At 60.9% G+C, this 16932-nt stretch carries 11 protein-coding genes; 8 read left to right on the plus strand and 3 right to left on the minus strand.

Going from position 1 to position 16932, the window contains the following annotated elements; translation table 11 throughout:
* Positions 1–44: 44 nt before the first annotated feature.
* Complete coding sequence (gene recD2 / locus ABEB25_RS06035) at positions 45–2219, plus strand: SF1B family DNA helicase RecD2 (protein WP_345735484.1); 2175 nt, start codon at positions 45–47, stop codon at positions 2217–2219.
* Here recD2 and ABEB25_RS06040 read toward each other — a convergent pair whose 3' ends face one another.
* Genes ABEB25_RS06040 through ABEB25_RS06050 form a run of 3 tightly spaced genes read right to left on the minus strand, consistent with a single transcriptional unit; the run spans position 2220 to position 5514 of the window.
* Positions 2220–3449: a bifunctional folylpolyglutamate synthase/dihydrofolate synthase gene (locus ABEB25_RS06040; RefSeq protein WP_345735485.1), complete on the minus strand. Its 1230-nt coding sequence runs from the start codon at positions 3447–3449 to the stop codon at positions 2220–2222. It abuts the gene before it with no gap.
* Positions 3450–3503: 54 nt separating this feature from the next.
* The gene (locus tag ABEB25_RS06045) at positions 3504–4235 is read right to left on the minus strand and encodes a 16S rRNA (uracil(1498)-N(3))-methyltransferase (protein WP_345735486.1); all 732 of its coding nucleotides are present in this window, start codon (positions 4233–4235) and stop codon (positions 3504–3506) included.
* Positions 4236–4275: 40 nt separating this feature from the next.
* Positions 4276–5514: a PQQ-binding-like beta-propeller repeat protein gene (locus tag ABEB25_RS06050; protein WP_345735487.1), complete on the minus strand. Its 1239-nt coding sequence runs from the start codon at positions 5512–5514 to the stop codon at positions 4276–4278.
* A 126-nt stretch (positions 5515–5640) separates the two neighbouring features.
* On the opposite strand from ABEB25_RS06050, the gene ABEB25_RS06055 reads away from it, so the two are divergent.
* From ABEB25_RS06055 to ABEB25_RS06085, 7 genes are all read left to right on the plus strand, one after another.
* Positions 5641–9276, plus strand: coding sequence for a PVC-type heme-binding CxxCH protein (locus tag ABEB25_RS06055; RefSeq protein ID WP_345735488.1), 3636 nt, complete (start codon positions 5641–5643; stop codon positions 9274–9276).
* 138 nt (positions 9277–9414) lie between these two features.
* On the plus strand, positions 9415–10335 hold the full coding sequence (locus ABEB25_RS06060; RefSeq protein ID WP_345735489.1) for an FHA domain-containing protein: 921 nt from the start codon (positions 9415–9417) through the stop codon (positions 10333–10335).
* A gap of 31 nt (positions 10336–10366) precedes the next feature.
* Positions 10367–11107, plus strand: a complete 741-nt coding sequence (locus ABEB25_RS06065; protein ID WP_345735490.1) for a YqjF family protein — start codon at positions 10367–10369, stop codon at positions 11105–11107.
* Positions 11108–11150: 43 nt separating this feature from the next.
* Complete coding sequence (locus ABEB25_RS06070; RefSeq protein WP_345735491.1) at positions 11151–12059, plus strand: sugar phosphate isomerase/epimerase family protein; 909 nt, start codon at positions 11151–11153, stop codon at positions 12057–12059.
* Between the two features lie 65 nt (positions 12060–12124).
* A complete protein-coding gene (waaF, locus tag ABEB25_RS06075) occupies positions 12125–14101 on the plus strand; it encodes a lipopolysaccharide heptosyltransferase II (RefSeq protein WP_345735492.1) in 1977 nt (658 codons plus the stop codon).
* A gap of 110 nt (positions 14102–14211) precedes the next feature.
* Positions 14212–15930 (plus strand): LptF/LptG family permease, encoded by a 1719-nt coding sequence (locus tag ABEB25_RS06080; protein ID WP_345735493.1) that lies wholly within the window; start codon positions 14212–14214, stop codon positions 15928–15930.
* Between the two features lie 18 nt (positions 15931–15948).
* On the plus strand, positions 15949–16704 hold the full coding sequence (locus tag ABEB25_RS06085) for a hypothetical protein (RefSeq protein WP_345735494.1): 756 nt from the start codon (positions 15949–15951) through the stop codon (positions 16702–16704).
* The last annotated feature ends 228 nt before the right edge of the window (positions 16705–16932 follow it).

The following is a 16932-nucleotide window of genomic DNA, read 5'->3' on the forward strand; positions in this document are numbered from 1 at the left end:
TTGAAGATTTGCGATTCTGCGACTGTTCACGTTAATCTGCGGACATGAACCGCGATGCCAACCCTGCCCCCACTGAGACCCTGCGTGGGCTGGTGGAGCGGGTGGTGTATCACACGGAAGACACGGGCTACTGCATCCTGAAGGTGATCCCCCAGGGGCGGCGGGAGGCCGTGAGCCTCATCGGCAAATCTCCGCGCGTGGTGGCGGGCGAGCAGTTTGAAGCCGAGGGCCGCTGGGAGGCCACGCGGGACTATGGGCAGCAGTTTAAAGCGGACACGCTGAAGCTGACACGGCCGGACTCGAGCGAGGGCATCGAGAAGTACCTGGGCAGCGGTTTGATCGAAGGCATCGGGCCCGCGTATGCGAAGCGGCTGGTGAAGAAATTTGGCAAAGGCATCTTCGAGATCATCGAGAACGAATCCTCGAAACTGGAAGGCGTGGAGGGCATCGGCAAAAAGCGCCGGCAGGAGATCCGCGAATCGTGGATGAAGCAGAAGTCCGTGCATAACATCATGCTGTTTCTGCATCAGAATGGCATCAGTTCCTCGCGGGCGCTGCGCATCCACAAGACCTATGGAGAAGAGGCGCTGTCCGTGCTGACGACGAATCCTTATCGCCTCGCCCAGGACATCCACGGCATCGGTTTTAAAACGGCGGACAGCATTGCGCATCAGATGGGTGTGGCCAAAGAAGCCCCGGAGCGATTGCGTGCAGGGATCCTGCATGTGCTGGAGACGGCGGCCAGCAGCGGCCACTGCTGCCTGCCGGAAGGGCGCGTCATGGAGCAGACGGCGCAGCTCCTCGGCGCGGCTGATTCGTTGTTGCAGCCAGAGGTGGAAACGCTCATCACCACTTCGCAACTGGAGCGCCATGCGCTAAATGGGCAGAGCTTTCTTTACCTGCCCTACCTGCGTGCGGCGGAGCAAAGCATTGCCCGTTCCATCGCCACCCTGGTTTCTTTCCCGCCCGCTTACCCTCGAATGGATGTGGATGCCGCGATGGCGAAGGCTGCCCAGGATACGGGCAAGGTGCTGGCTGAAAGCCAACAGCGCGCCGTCAAAGAAGCGCTGAAAAATCGCTGCCTCATCATCACTGGCGGTCCGGGTGTGGGTAAGACGACCATTCTGCGTACCATCCTCACGCTGCTGCGGGATCAAAAGGTCAGAATGGTGCTCGCTGCCCCGACGGGCCGCGCGGCGAAACGGCTGAATGAAAGCACCGGCCTGGAGGCGAAGACATTGCATCGTTTGTTAGAATATCAGGGCCTGGGCAACTGGGGGCGGCACAATGGCCATCCGCTGACGGGCGACCTTTTTGTGGTGGATGAGTGCTCCATGCTGGATGCGCCGCTGATGGCGCAGTTTCTCTCAGCCCTGCCAGCGGGGGCGCACCTGCTGCTGGTGGGCGATGCGGACCAACTCCCCTCCGTGGGCCCCGGCATGGTGCTGAATGACCTCATCGGCAGTGGCAAGGTACCCTGCGTGCAACTGACGGAAATCTTCCGTCAAGCCGCCACCAGCCGCATCATCACCAGTGCGCATGAGATCAATCGCGGTCGTGTGCCGGACCTAAAACCGCAGCGGGAGAGCGACTTCTTTTTCCTGGAGACTCAGTCCGCCGAAGAAACCCGCGACCTCATCGTGCAACTGGCGCACCAGCGCCTGCCCGCGAAGTACAAATTTGACCCCATTCAGGACATCCAGGTGCTGACGCCGATGAATCGTCATTTGTTAGGCACGCGCAGCCTCAACGAGGCTCTGCAAGCCGCCCTCAATCCGGCACATGAGATGAAGTATGAACTGGAACGCTTCCAAACGATCTACCGGGTGGGAGATAAGGTGATCCAGACGCACAACAACTACGACAAGGAAGTCTTCAATGGAGACATCGGCCACATCGTCACCATCGAGACAGATCCCCTGAAACTCAGTGTGCGCTTTGAGGGAGATCGCCTGGTGGACTATGAACCTGGGGAACTGGATGAGCTGCAACTGGCTTACGCCCTCACCATTCACAAAAGCCAGGGCAGCGAATTTCCCTGCGTCATCATTCCCGTGAGCACCCAGCACTACGTGCTGCTGGAGCGCAGCCTCATTTACACCGCCGTCACACGGGCGAAAAAGCTGGTGGTGCTGGTGGGGGATGCGCGCGCCCTCGGCATGGCCGTGGGCAGGCAGGAAAGCCGGAAACGCTGGACTGGCTTGAAGGAACTGCTGTGACTACTGGCCGCTGGGCTGGTAAGTTCCGGAGGTGGTGACCTTGCTGAGAAACTCACCCACCAGGAATAAAGAACCGGTGACCAGCACCCGCTCAGGGAATTGACGCGCGACCTCGTAAGCATCGTCCAGGCTGCGGGCCTCCATGGATTCGATGTCGCCTTCGGCATCCGCCATGGCTTCGGCCAGCGCTTCGGAAAGGGTCTCCACGGGCACGGAGCGCGGGGATTGAAAAGGGGTGAGCACCCAGCGTTCCGCGATCTCGGCCAGGGGCCACATCACGTCCACCAGATCCTTGCCCGTCGATCCGCCGAAAATGATGGTGGCTTTTTTGCCGGGGAACTCCGTCTTCCAGGTCCAGGCCAGAGCCAGGGCCGCATCGCCATTGTGGGCTCCGTCCACGATGACGTGGCCTTCTTCCAACTGATGAAAACGCCCGGCCCAGTGGACCTTTTGCAGCGCTGACTCTAGCACGACGGCGGGCACGCGGATGCCTGCCTCCCGCAGTCCCTCCAGGGCCAGCGCAGCATTCCAGGCCTGATGAGGTCCCATGAGACCTAACTTCACATTCGACAAAGGACCATCCACCAGGGTGAAAGGGGCCTTCAGGGACTTGGCGGTGCGCTCGATCACTTTCAGGGCCGACTCCTCCTGCGGGGCCGAAACCACGGGCACGCCCTGTTTGATGATGCCTGCCTTTTCACCGGCGATCTTGGCGATCGTATCACCCAGTTGCTCCCGGTGATCCAGGCCGATGCGGGTCAGCACGCTGACCTCGGGTGTGATGGCATTCGTGGCATCCAGGCGGCCACCCAGGCCCGTCTCCAGCACCACCCATTCATTGCCGCGCAGGCGAAACCAATCCAGCGCCAGGGCCAGGGCGATTTCAAAAAACGTCGGGTGCGGATTCCAGTCGGCCACCAGGGTGCGGATCTTGGTCAGGCCTGCTTCCAGTTCCTCATCGGAGATCTCACGCTCAGCATCGCGGATGCGTTCGTTGAAGCGGATCAAATGCGGGGAAGTAAACAGGCCGGCATTGATGTCGGACTCCTTTAAAATGGCGTGCATGAAGGCACAGGTGCTGCCCTTGCCATTGGTGCCCGCCACGTGGATGAACTTCATGCCCGCCTGCGGCAATGCCATGGCTTCCAGCAGCTTATGGACATTCTCGAGGCCGAGTTTGATGCCGTAAAGTTGCGTGCTGTAGAGCCAATCGAGTGCGGGTGTGGACATGAATGAGGTAGGTGCCTCAACAAAGCCTGCTTTTGGCCTTTGGCAGCTAGGTTTTTAAGATTTCCCAAACTCATGCCCCAGCACCGCCAAGGCAGAGACCACGGCAGTTTCGGCGCGTAAAATCAGGGAGCCGAGCGTCACGGGGATGAAACCATGCTGCTGGGCCAGGGCCTCCTCGGCCGGGGTGAAATCTCCCTCAGGACCGATGGCGATGTAGGCCTCGCGATGACCGCTGGCGATGCCGTGCAGCGTGCGGCTATGCTCGCTGAGGGCGGGCAGGACCTTGAGGCTACCTTGGGGCAGGCTGGCGATCACTTGGGCAAAGGGGCGGGGTTTTTCCAATCGGGTGACGAAGGGGGTGTGGCACTGCTTAGCGGACTCGATCATGTGGCGGCGCCATTTGGCCATCTTTTTGTCCAGATGCTCGCCCGCGAGATGCACCACGGTGCGCTCGGTGACGAGGGGTTGAATGCTGGCTGCGCCCAGCTCCACGGCTTTCTCCAGCAGCCACTCAAAGGGCTCGGCCTTGATCATGGCGGGCAGCAGATGGATGCGATAGGGCAGGGGCTCATGCCGGGTCTCGGAGGTAGGGCGTAACTGGACGCTGCTCTTGCTCACCACCGTGATCACGGCCTGGGCCACGCGACCTTCGCCATCGAAGACTTCCACCGCATCTCCCACCTGCCTGCGCAGCACCCGGGCGCAGTGCGCGGCCTCGTCCCCAGTCAGGCTGAGGGCATCTGGCTTCCATTCGGAGGCGGGAAGATAAAAACGGCTGAGAGACATGGTCGCACTTTGGCCGGAGATGGCGGCAGGGCAAATGCTGTCACTCCGCACCCAGCCGGATGGCCACCACCTTTTCCGTATCCCGCGCATACAGGATGCCGTTGGCAAAGGCGGCATGGCTGCGGTGGCTGGAGCGCAGGATCTGCACGGTGGCCACTTGATCAAACTTATCTGGGGAGGCTTTGACGATCCACAACTCGCCCTGCTCCGTGACCACGAGAAGCTGATCCGCCACCCGAAGCAGCGTGCCGCCGGGGATGCCCGGAGAGTCCCAACAGACCTTGCCTGTGGCCACCTCGATGCAGCGCAGCGTCTGCCCCGTTTCCTGGCGACCCTCGAAGCCGTATAGATGCCCGTCTTTAAAAACAGGTGTGCTGTAGTGGCAGTCCAGCGTCTTTTGTTTTTGCCACACCGCCTCAAAAGCAGGCTGTTGAAACGGTGTGATCTTGAAGAGATTCGCCCCTACGCCATACCCGGCGGAGACAAACCACTGGCCCTCCCCGCAGGGCACGGGAGTCGCAGCATTCACAGAGGCTTCCATGCTGGCGCGCAGGGGCAGGGAATCGAGCACAAAACCGGTCTCTGGATTGATTAACCAAAGTTTGTTACGCATCCAGGCCAGCACGGTTTCGCCCAGCATCACCGGGGAGGCATAACCAGCTTCATCTTCCACACTGTTCCAGACGAGTTTGCCCGTTTGGGTATCCAGCGCGATGAGGCCCGCAGGTTTGTCGTCCAGGCTGCCACCCGCGGCGATGATGACTTTTCCCGCCACCACCAGAGGGGAGGGTGCACGGCCAAAGAAACCCGGCTGCGAGTTCACGGCAGAGGCGGTGTCATAGGCCCACAGTTCCTTGCCCGTCTCCAGATCCAGCGCTGTGACGCGCCCCTCGGGACCATGGGTGAAGACCTTCCCCTCCACCACCGCGGGCACGGCGCGTGGGCCGTTGTCAAAACCGAAGCTGTCCACGTAGTCGGTCACATAGGTGGTGCGCCACAGGGGTTTGCCCGTCTTGGCCTCCACCGCTTCCGTGGTCATGTCACTGCCTTCGCGGTGAAAGAGGATCACCTTGCCGCCGCTGACGACGGGGCCGGCAAATCCCGCCCCGACCGATTTTTCCCAAAGCTGATCCGGCGCACTCTTGAAGGGACCTTTTAAAGCAGGCTCTTCCGCTGCTGCGATGCCATTGCGCTGAGGACCGAGAAACTGAGGCCAATCCGCCGCCAGCAAAGGCGACAGGCTGAGCCCGCAAAGAGGAAGAAGGAAAACAAACCGCATGGGATACCATACGCCGCGCGCCCACTGCGCCAGCACAAAGCGTGTTGGGATGAATGCGAATGGCCGATTTGTCCCAAAATTTGTCTGTTAGCTCTCAGGCGAAAGTCGGTACTCTTCCATTCAACCATGAAGACGTCCCTTTTACTGCTGCTGACCTCCGGGCTGACCCTGGGCAGCGCCCATGCCAAGGAATTGGTGGGGGCTTACACCCCGGCCTCCGAGATCTGCCCCACACCGGAAGAGGCACGGGCAAAGATGACCGTTCCCGAGGGCTTTGAGGTGCGCTGTTTTGCCCATGAGCCGATGGTGCAAAATCCCGTGGCCATGACCTGGGATCATCGCGGCCGCCTGTGGGTGGTAGAAGCCTACGAATACCCGAATGGGTCCGAACATCCCGCGCCGTTTGGCGGTGAGGTGAAAGATGACAAATACCATCCTCTGCCTCAGACCAAGGGGGCGATCCCGAGGGATCGTGTCATCATTCTGGAAGACACCGACAACGATGGCGTGGCGGACAAGCGCACGGTTTTTGTCGAGGGTTTAAACCTCGCCAGCGCCATCCTGTGCGGGGACGATGGTATTTATGTGGGCCAGCAACCGCACCTCATTCATTTTCGTGATGCGGATGGCGATGACAAACCCGAGGCCTGGCGCGTGTGCCTCACGGGCTTTGGCCGCGAAGACACTCATGAGCTGGTGAACAGCTTCACCTGGGGCCCGGACGGCTGGCTTTACATGACCCACGGGGTCTTCACCAACAGCAAGGTGCGCCGCCCCGGGCAACCGGAAAAAGAGGGCTTTAAATTTGATGCGGGCATTGGGCGCGCGCGGATGCTGCGAGGGCAGACATCATCATCCACCAAACATGAAAACGGGCAGGCAGGAGTGCCCGCCTCACCTTGGGAGTTCGAGGTCTTTGCCGATGGCACCAGCAATCCCTGGGGTTGCGACTACGATGCGGCGGGGAATTTTTTCATCAGCGCCTGTGTCATTGACCACTTCTTCCACATGGCTCCCGGTGGCATCTATGTGCGCCAAGGTGGTGCACCAGAGAACCCCTACTCCTATGAGCTGATTCCCAGCATCGTGAAGCACAAACACTTCCGCGCCGCCTATGCCGGCGTGCAGATTTATCAGGGCGGTGTCTATCCGGCTGACACACATGGCCATGCCTTCATTGGCAACATCCATGACAACGCCATCCATGAGGAGGTGCTGACACCTGTGGGTGCCACCTTCAAGTGCGAACCCCGCCGCGACTTCCTGCGTGCTAACGACGGCTGGTTCCGTCCCGTTTCCACCCAGACTGGGCCTGATGGAAACCTGTGGGTCATGGACTGGTGCGACAAGTATCCCTGCTACCAAAATGCCAAGGCGAACCCTGAAGGCGTGGACCGGGACCGGGGCCGGATCTGGCGGGTCGAATACGTGGGCGGGGCCCAAGCCGGCTCCGATCACTCATCCCGACCTCAGACGGATCTCGACCTGAAAAAACTCTTCACGGCGGATCTGGTGAAGACCCTGGAACATCCGAACAACTGGATGCGGCGGATGGCGAGGAGGATGCTGGTGGAAGCCGATTCTTTGGGCGATCAAAGGAAACTCCTGGAAGATCGCATTGCCAAGGGTGGTAGCGATCCCTTTACTCGCGAAGCCTTCTGGACCCTGATGATTCGCCAGGACTTTTCATGGGCCAAGCGAACGGTCCCGGATGGCAGCACTCCCGCTTCGTTTGTCAGGCACCCAGATCCCGTCATCCGCAATTGGGTAGCCCGCTGGCTGGCGGACGCCTATCGCCCATGGGAAAGCAACAATCTGGCCGAGATAGCACGGCAGAGTGATGCGGCGGGATTGCACAATGTCGCCTACGCCGCCCGATACATGTTCAGTCAATCCACTGCCAATCAAATAAGGCGCGGATGGACCATGCCTTATGGGGTTATTGAACCAGCTTTGTCTGTGATCGTCAAATCAGAGGCGGCAAAGAAAGATCCCCTCGTAGCTTTTGCCGTCTGGATGGCCATGGAACGGGACTTTGATAGCATGGCCGGTCCCTGGCTCGACTGGCTGGCGAAAGAACCTATGAAGTTGACCATCCTTTATCAAAAGGCCATGCGCCGCCTGTGCGACACGCGGAAGGCGGAGAACCTCGATCTCGCCCTTGAGTTCTGTCAAAAGATCGCGGCTCATGACACACTGCTGGCACAGGCACTCGAAGGCCTGGTGAAAGGCCAGGAAGGCGGCATCATCAAACCGACGTTGGATGCCTCCGCCAGTCTCTCTGAATGGCGTAACCATAAGGATGACAAGGTGAAGGCCCAGGCGCAGCAGCTTTCCGTTCTGTGGGGTGACCCCGAAGCGATTGGTCAGGTGGTGCAGACCTTGCTCGACGGCAAGCAGTCTGTCAGCGCGCGTCGGGCAGCTTTGCAGTCTTTGCGTCAGGTCAAAACGGAGGCCGCCAAGGCAGGCTATGCGACGCTGATGAAAAACAAACCTGCGCCTGCCCTCATGATTGAGGCCATGCGCGCGGCGGTGGATCTGGGGGGCGACGCCTTTGCCCAGGATGCCCTGGGTTTGTGGAAGGCGCTGAATCCGCAGGAGCGCATCGCCACGGCGGAGTCGCTGGCTTCGCGGCCCGTGTGGTCGCGCGCTTTGCTGGAGGCCATGGCCGCAGGCACGGTGGCGCGCGGGGATCTGCCCATGACGGTGGCGCGGTCTTTGACGAACCATTCAGACCCGCAGATCAAAACCCGCGCGGGGGAAGTCATCGGCGTGTGGAAAGACTCCTCGGAGGATGTGAAGGCCCTCATTGCCGCGAAGAAAAAAGCCGCTCTGACGGGCGAGCCGAACCTAGCCAATGGCAAGCTGATGTTCCAGGCCACCTGCATGGTCTGCCATGAGTTCCACGGGGGTGGCCAAAAGGTGGGGCCAGACCTCATCGGCAGCGGACGCAGCAATCTGGATGCCCTTTTGGCCAATGTCATTGATCCCAACCAGATCATCGGCAACGGCTATGAAAACATCATCGTGGCGACGAAGGATGGCCGCACCCTCGCCGGACGAATGGTGGAGGATACGCCCAGCCATGTGAAGCTGCTGGGCGCAGGCGGGGCCGCGCAAACGGTGTCGCGTGATCAGGTGGCCACTCTGACGAATACGAAGCAGAGCCTCATGCCCATGGGTTTTGGGGCGCTGCCGGATGAGATGTTCCGGGACATGATCTGGTACATCCTAGCGCCACCCGAAGAGGGTCCGCTGACGAAAGAGAAAAAAGACCTGCTCACTCGTGGGGTCGAAGCCGCTCCGGCTACCCCAGGCAAGCCCAAGACTAACTGGCGCGCGATTGACTGGGAAAGCGTGAGTTTGTGGAATCCGGACTGGAAGGTGGACGCGCCCGATTTCGAGCGCACTCCGGTGAAACTGGCGGACTACTACGGTCGCAGCAATGTCCTGATGTTTCACCCCTTTGAGGACCGCAAGAAACCCGCCAGCTTTGAGCGTATACTCAACGTCGCACCGGGAAAAACGCGCCTGCGTTTCGCTGTGGCGGCGGATGACCGGGGAGACTGGAAACTCGTCGCCCGGGTGAACGGCCAGGTGGTCAAAGAAATGACCGTGGACCATGAGAAGCCGCGCTGGAAGGAGGTGGCGGTGGATCTCAGCCCCTTCACGGGACAAAAAATCACCGTGAAGTTGGAGGCCCAGGCCACCGACTGGCACTTTGAGTTCGCCTACTGGCACGAAATAAAGATTGGAGACTGATTTTTCGAACAACTTTGAGCAGAAATGCGTCCATTGACGGCTCAAGTGCCGGGGAATGGACGTATTTCGGAAAACTTCCGCCTGCGGGCTTGACTTCCCGCCTGCCAGTTGCTTCAACAGTTGTCCGACTAAATCATCATGCCTGCCTTTCTCCGAGCTCACGATAAAGGAGTGGAGTACTCACTCGAGGACTTCACTCTCCTGGGCCGCAGCCCGGATGCGACGATTCGGCTCACGGATGCAGGCGTTTCCCGGCAACACGCCACCATCCGCCGGGATGGCAATCTTTACTGGGTTTCGGACCTCGGCAGCGCCAATGGCAGCTTCGTCAACGACGTGGCGGTGACCACGGCACGCGCCCTCCGCCATGGCGACCGCATCCAGCTGGGCACCTGCATCTTCATTTTCGAAACAGACGAGGGCGACCACGTTCAAAACACCGGCAGCGGCACCCAGATGCTGCACACCATCGCCCTGCCCATGCGCACGGTGAAGGCGACCCTTTTGGTGGGAGACTTGCGCAACTTCACCAGCATCTCCGCCCAGCTCAGTGCGGAGCAGGTGGCCACCATGCTGCGGGAATGGTATGCGGACTGCGAGCGCATCCTGAAACCCCGTGGGGCGATCATTGATAAATTCATCGGCGATGGCGTCTTCGCCTACTGGGTGGGAGACAGCGAAGAAATGCGCAGCCAAGCCACCGAGGCCGCGCGCCTGCTGAGCAGCCCGGAAGCTAGCGAATCTCCCGTGCGTAAAATGATGCGCGACGAGATGAACATGGAAGTCTATTGCCACGTCGGCCTGAACATCGGCGATGTGGCCCTGGGTGCCATGGGCCGTGGGGTCAACACCGCCGTCGGTGAAGCCGTGAACGTGACCTTCCGCATCGAGAGCCTCACCCGCAAGCTCCAGGTCCCAGTCCTGGCCGGTTCTTCCTTCGTTGAAGGCTGGTCCGAAGGTGCCAAAGAGTACAAAAACGTCGGCATCCACGCCGTTAAAGGCCAGCCTGAGCCCGTGGAAGTGTACGCCCTGGTGGAAAGCAATCCGGTGCTGTCCTAGCTCCTGCTGAAAACGGGCCGAGTCGCGAGCTATGACCCCCACCCCGGAACTCCGCAACGGCCAGCGCCTGGCACCAGCACTACCCAGGATCATGTTCCAGCGGTGGGAGCAGCTCCTTTTTCTGCATTGGAAAATGGACCCGGCGCTGATCCAGAAGACCCTGCCGGAGGGGCTGACGGTGGATACCTTCGATGGCCACGCCTGGGTGGCGGTGGTGCCTTTTTTCATGCGCGGCATTCGTCCGCGTTTTCTCCCCACGGTACCTGGCCTCAGCGATTTTTTAGAGCTGAATCTCCGCACCTATGTGCACGATGCCCAGGGACGGCCTGGGGTGTGGTTCTATTCGCTAGATTGCCATCAGGCCATTGCCGTGTGGATCGCCCGCACCTTTTTCCACCTACCTTACCAGAGGGCGCGAATGAGCCAGCACGTGAGCCCGGATGGCGGCGTGACCTACACGTCCCAGCGGCTGGGGCAGGACCACACCGCGACCTTTCGCTATCGTCTGTCACAGGAGACCCGCGAGGCTGAACCTGGGAGCCTGGATTTCTTCCTGACGGAGCGTTACCTGCTGTTTTCCCAAACACCCAGTGGGCTGCGCCTGGGGCGGGTACATCACCGCCCGTATCCTCTCTCGGAGGTGACCTTGGACGAGTGGGATGCGCAACTCTTCGCCCTCAATGGCCTGCCGGTGCCTGCCACGCCGCCAGACCACATCATCGGCTCTGCGGGGGTGGATGTGTGCATTTACCCGCTGCAAAGCTTTGCATGAAGGGTTGCAAGATTTAGGCTGGGCCTGGGTTTCCTCTACCACCATGCAAGACCGCCGCTCCTTTCTGAAAAATGCCGCCCTCATCGGCGGTTCTCTCGCCCTCAGCAGCACCCCGGCCCTGGCGGCCAAGGCTCGCCCGAACAAGCTGTGCTTTTTCACCAAGCACCTCCAGGGCCTGTCCTATGATGACATCGCCAGTCTGGCTGCGGAAATGGGCATGGACGGCATCGAGGCCCCCATCCGCCCGAAAGGCCACGTGGAGCCCGAAGCCATCGAGACAGAGCTGCCGAAGTTTGTCGAGGCCTTGAAAAAGCAGGGGCTAGAACTCACCATCATGACCTCCGGGATCAATGAAGTGAGTGCCGAACAGCACACGGAAAAAGTCCTGCGCACCGCCGCCGCCCTGGGCGTGAAGCGCTACCGCATGAACTACTTCAAGTACGATCTCACCCAGCCTATCTGGCCGCAGCTCCAGGAGATCAAACCGAAGATCAAGGACCTCGTCCAGCTCAGTTCCGAACTGGGCATCCAGCCCCTGTTTCAAAACCACTCCGGCAAGGACTACGTGGCCGCGCCCATCTGGGACATGTACTCCATCATGCGCGAGTACACGCCGGCGCAGTTCGCCTTCGTGTTTGATATTTTTCACGCCACTCTCGAGGGCGGTTACTCCTGGCCAATGAATGCCAAGCTCACCGAAGGGCACTGGGGCAGCGTTTATTTCAAGGACTTCCAATGGAAGGGCCGCAAGGCCGAAGGCTGCCCGCTGGGCCAGGGGCAGGTGAGTCCAGACTTTGCTAAAATGGTCGTCAAAAACGGCTACTCCGGCCCCATCTCCCTGCACGTGGAGTACCTGAAAGGCGATGCCAAAAGCCCCGCCGTGCTCAAGGAATTCCGCGAGGCCCACCTGCGCGACCTGAAGGTGCTGAAAGAGTGGATGGGGTGGAGCTGATCCCCTGCCCGGCTGTGCGCGGAGGTTGCGCAACGGAATGCGTTGAGCCATAGGAGGCTCGACGCATGGGCAAATCCAGGAAACCGAAGAACCAAACGCTCCAATTGATCAGCCACTGGCTGGTGTATGCGCTGTTTCGCTGCATCGAATGCCTGCTGTGGCTGCTGCCGGTGGAGATGGTCTGGTACCTGGGACGCATCCTGGGCACCATTGGCTTTTACGCCTCGCCGAAGTATCGCAACTTGGCCAAGCACAACCTGCGCATCGCTTTTGGCCGCGAGAAAAAGGAGCACTGGATCCATCACACGGCCAAGGCCCACTTTCAGTCCCTGATCTCCAATGTCCTGTGTGGCTTTAAGCTGCCGATGATGAGCCAGGCCGAGGTGGAAAAGCGGGTCACAGTGGAGGGCATCCACCACACGCATGAGGCCATGGCGGCGGGCAAGCCCATCCTCTACCTCGTCTGCCACCTGAGCTGCTGGGAGATCCTCACCCAGGTGCCGTCCCTGTTTGTGTTCGGTCGCCAGCCAGCCACGGTTTACCAGCCGCTGCGGAACCCGTTTTTGAATGCCCTGCTTATCCGCCGGCGGCGCAAGCTGGGCTACACGCTTTTTGATCGCCAGGATGGTTTCACCGGCCCCATGAAACACATGAAGGAAGGCGGCTGCCTGGGCGTGCTGGTGGATCAGCACGCGGGCGACCACGGCGTGTGGGCTCCGTTTTTTGATCGGCTCGCCTCAACCACACCCATCGCGGCCATGATGGCCCATCGCGCCCGTGGGGTGCTGATGCCCCTGGCCATCTACGATGACGGCCCTGGCCGCTGGCGCATGGTGTGCAGCGCCCCCGTGGTGTCCCCTGAGGCCAAGCAGACGGTGGAAGGCCTCACCACGGAGATGAATCGCCGGGTGGAGGAGATGGTGCGTCGCCAGCCAGAAAACTGGTTTTGGGTGCACAATCGCTGGAAGCTACCGAAACCCCGCTTCCTCCTGCACGACTACAAACGCGGCATCGCCTTCCCCGCCGGGTACGATCCCGCCCGTCTGCAGCCCTTTGAGCTCCTGGTGCGCTCCCCGAACTGGCTGGGCGATGCCTGCATGGCCTTCCCAGCGGTGCGTGCCATGAAGGCGGGCCGTCCGGACCTGAAGCTGACCGTCTTTGGCCCGGAAAAACTCCGCGAGCTGTGGGAATCCCAGCCCGAGGTGGATCGCTACATTGGCAAAGACAACAAGGAGGGCCTCTTCAGCGTGGCCCGTCGCATCAAAAAGACCGGTGTCCGTTTTGATGCCGCCATCCTGCTTACCAATTCCACCCGCAGCACCCTGGAGTTTTGGCTCGCTGGCATCCCGCGCCTCGTCGGTTACAAAGGTTCCCTGCGCTCCCGCCTGCTGACCCAGATCATCAAGGAGCCAAAGAAAGTCGAAGGCCCGCCCATGCACCACACCTTGCGTTACCTGCATGTGGCACGCAGTTGCGGAGCGCAGACGGATGGCTGGGATGCCGTCCTGCCTGTGAATACCCTGCCCGCAGGCGGCCCCCTGCGCATCGGCATCTGTGCCGGGGCGGAGTACGGCCAGGCCAAACGCTGGCCCATGGACCGCTTTGCCGCCGTGATGAAACAGGTGTCCGTCGGCCATCCGCAGATCGAGTGGGCCTTCTTCGGTGCTCCTGGTGAAGCAGCAATGGGGGAGCAGCTTTCTCAAATGGTCGGCCCTCAGGTCCCGCATGTGAATCTGGTGGGGAAAACCAAGCTGTCTGGCCTCATCGAGCAACTGCGCACCTGCACGCTCCTGGTCACCAACGACACTGGCACCATGCATCTGGCCGCTGCCCTAGGCGTGCCCACGGTGAGCATCTTTGGCTCTACCGAGCCCGTGCTTACGGGTCCACTCGGCCCCCAGCACACCGTCATCCGCCACCACGTGCCGTGCAGCCCCTGCTTCAAACGCGAGTGCCCTTTTGGCCACTACGACTGCATGACCCTCGTCACGCCGGAGCAGGTCGCTGCGGCGGTCGAAAAGAGGCTGGCCCAAACGGCCTGAGAGCGGGATGCCGACCTTCGTTTTTTCCTAGGCCCCTTCAGATGCGTCCGGGGGTGTGCCTCTGCCCTTGCCTCCGGGCTTATCCTCGCCATCTCTGAGGGTCCGCACGCATGACCTGGCTCTACCCATTTCTCAAAAAGCTCCGCGCAGTCGCCCATCGGGTACGCACGTGGCCATTTCTGGGGCGGTCGGCCTTTTCCCTGGCGCTGCTGGTCATGATCCTCTTGGCCACCCAGGGACATCACCTGGATCATCCCCCCGAAGTCGCCGGTTACGACATTCAGGCGGGCAAGCTTGTCGCCCAGCAGGGTGTGGGCCCCGCCGGACCGGTGCTGAAAACGGTGAGCTTGCTGCTGCCCTACCTGGATAGCTGGATGCTGGTGGGCGGTGCCGTGTATCTTTTCATTCTCCTCCGCCAGTGGGGAAATCCGCCCAAGCTGGTCTTTCCCTCATGGGTGGCCTCCATTTCAGTGGCCGCATGGGCCATCAGTTCAGACATTGCCCACCAGCTCGGGGCCATGCAGATGACGGAAATGGGCGAGCCCCTGGCCATGACGGCCTACTGGATGAAGATGGTGATGATCTACGTCGCCTGCATCTGTGTGCCGCTGCTGATCCACTACTACGTGCGCAGCGGCGCGCTGGAGCGCTACACCCTGCGCACCTTCCTGGCTCCCCTGGTTTTCTGCTTTGTCGCGTTCTGCTCCCTGTGGATCATTATGGATCTGCTGGACAACCTGAAGGAATTCCAGGATGCCAAATCGGGCCTGGGCCGGGTGGTGAAGTTTTACTTCAGCATCGTGCCCTTCATTTTTGTCTCGGTGATGCCCGCCTCCCTCCTGCTGGCGGTGCTTTACACGCTGACCAAAATGTCCCGCGCCAATGAGATCGTGGCCATGCTCAGCGCCGGGCGCAGTGTGGGGCAGATCTTGCAGCCCATCTTTGTGGTGGTGATCACCGTGGCGACGATGAGTCTGGCCGCCAATTACCACTGGGCCCCGCGTGCCGAAGGCAATCGCGAAGCCGTGATGCGCGCCCTGGGGGCGAAACAAAAGGATTCCATCATGGCCTCCTCCGTCCTGCACCGGGATCCCGTGACGGACCGCGTGTGGTATGTCGCCTCCCTGCCCTTCTCTCTCCGGGGCGAACGCCTGCGCGGCGTGCAGGTGCGGGAAGTGGGCAAAGATGGCAAAGTGGCCCACGTCATCCATGCGGACTCCGCCATGTGGTGGCCCGGCGGGCTGTGGCGCTTTTACGATGGCCAGGAAGTCTTCTATGCCGATGACAAGCCGACCGAGATCAAACCTTTCCCCCTGGATGCCGAAGGCCGCCATTCACTGGAGGTGAAGAACTTTGAAGAGACGCCCTGGGGCATGGTCAGCTATGCTCTCAAGCCTGACTACATGGGCGTGCCGGAAATCGTCTCCTACCTGAAGGCCCATCCGAAGGACAGCCCCGAGCGACTGGCCCCCTTCCAGGCGCATTACTACCACCGCTTTGCCATGCCCTGGCAGAGCTTTGCCCTGGCCCTGGTGGCAGCCCCCTTGGGCATCGCCTACTCCCGCCGTGGCGCAGTGGGCGGCATCGCAGGCTCCATCTTCATTTTCTTCAGCATCCTGTTCCTAAACAACCTGTGCCTGAACCTGGGCAAAGGAGGGCATCTCCCCCCCTGGTTCAGCCCCTGGATTCCGCATCTTTTGTTCGGCGTCCTCGGCGTGCTGCTGCTGCACTACCGCTCCCAGAATAAGGACCTGCCCAAGCTTTCCCTGGGCTTCCTCAGCAAGCGCAAGGTGCAGCTCGCCCGGCCCCGCAACAGGTCTGCCGCCTAACTCCGTTCTCCGCTCCCGATGATCCAGAACTGGTCCATCCGCTCACGCTCCCACCAATGCGCCCTCTCCGGGCGCCCTTTCGTGGAAGGCGAGGTGTTCCACACCGCCATCTACTTCGATCCTGAGACTGGCGGCTACCTGCGCCGCGATGTGGGCCTGGACGCCTGGAAGGCGGAGCTGGCCGAACGCACCCCCATCGCCTACTGGCGCACCACCTACACGCCTCACGTCACCGAGCAGCGGCCCGAAGTCACCAGCAAGGAAAGCGCCATGGCCCTGCTGCAGCGTTTTGTCGAAGAAGACGAGCCGCAGACCGAAGATGCCCGCTACATCCTAGCCCTGATGCTGGAGCGCAAACGCATCCTCAGCCCCACGGCCTCCAAGGAGACGGAGCAGGGCAAGATGCTCTTTTACGAGAACAAGAAGACCAGCGAAGTCTTCATGATCCGCGACCCCGAACTGCGGCTGGACGAACTGGCCCAGATGCAGGACGAGGTGGCCATGCTCCTCGGTTTCGGTGGCCCTGCGGCCGAGGCGGCCAAAGTCGCCGGCATGAAATTCACGGCGGAAGGCAAACTGGAAAAAGCCGACGCTCCCGAAGCCAAGACAAAAGCCGCCGCACCCTCCGATACTCCGGCAGAAGACGCTGTGAAGGAAGCCGACGCCGAAGACGAAAACTCCGCTCCTGAAGAAATCGCCGAGGTCCCTGACGCCGAATCTGCTGAAAGGGAAGAAGACCGTGAAGAAGAGACTCAGGACGAGGCTAAGGCGTAGCTCCGCCTAACCATCTTTAGCGAAACGCGACCAGGACGATCTCGCCGAAAAGTAGCCCGCACAGTCCCTGTGCGGATAGCTGCCTCGAAGCCCTGGGCAATCACTCTTTTCCAGCCTCATCGCGCCGATGGCACCCTGTGCATGCGTCTTCGGTCAGGCGCAGGTCTGTGACCCAGCGACACTGCTATCCGCTCAGGGACTGAGCGGGCTACTTTAAGGCCGCGACGG

It is taken from the genome of Prosthecobacter algae, from assembly GCF_039542385.1.
In the GTDB taxonomy this organism is placed as follows: Bacteria; Verrucomicrobiota; Verrucomicrobiia; order Verrucomicrobiales; family Verrucomicrobiaceae; genus Prosthecobacter; species Prosthecobacter algae.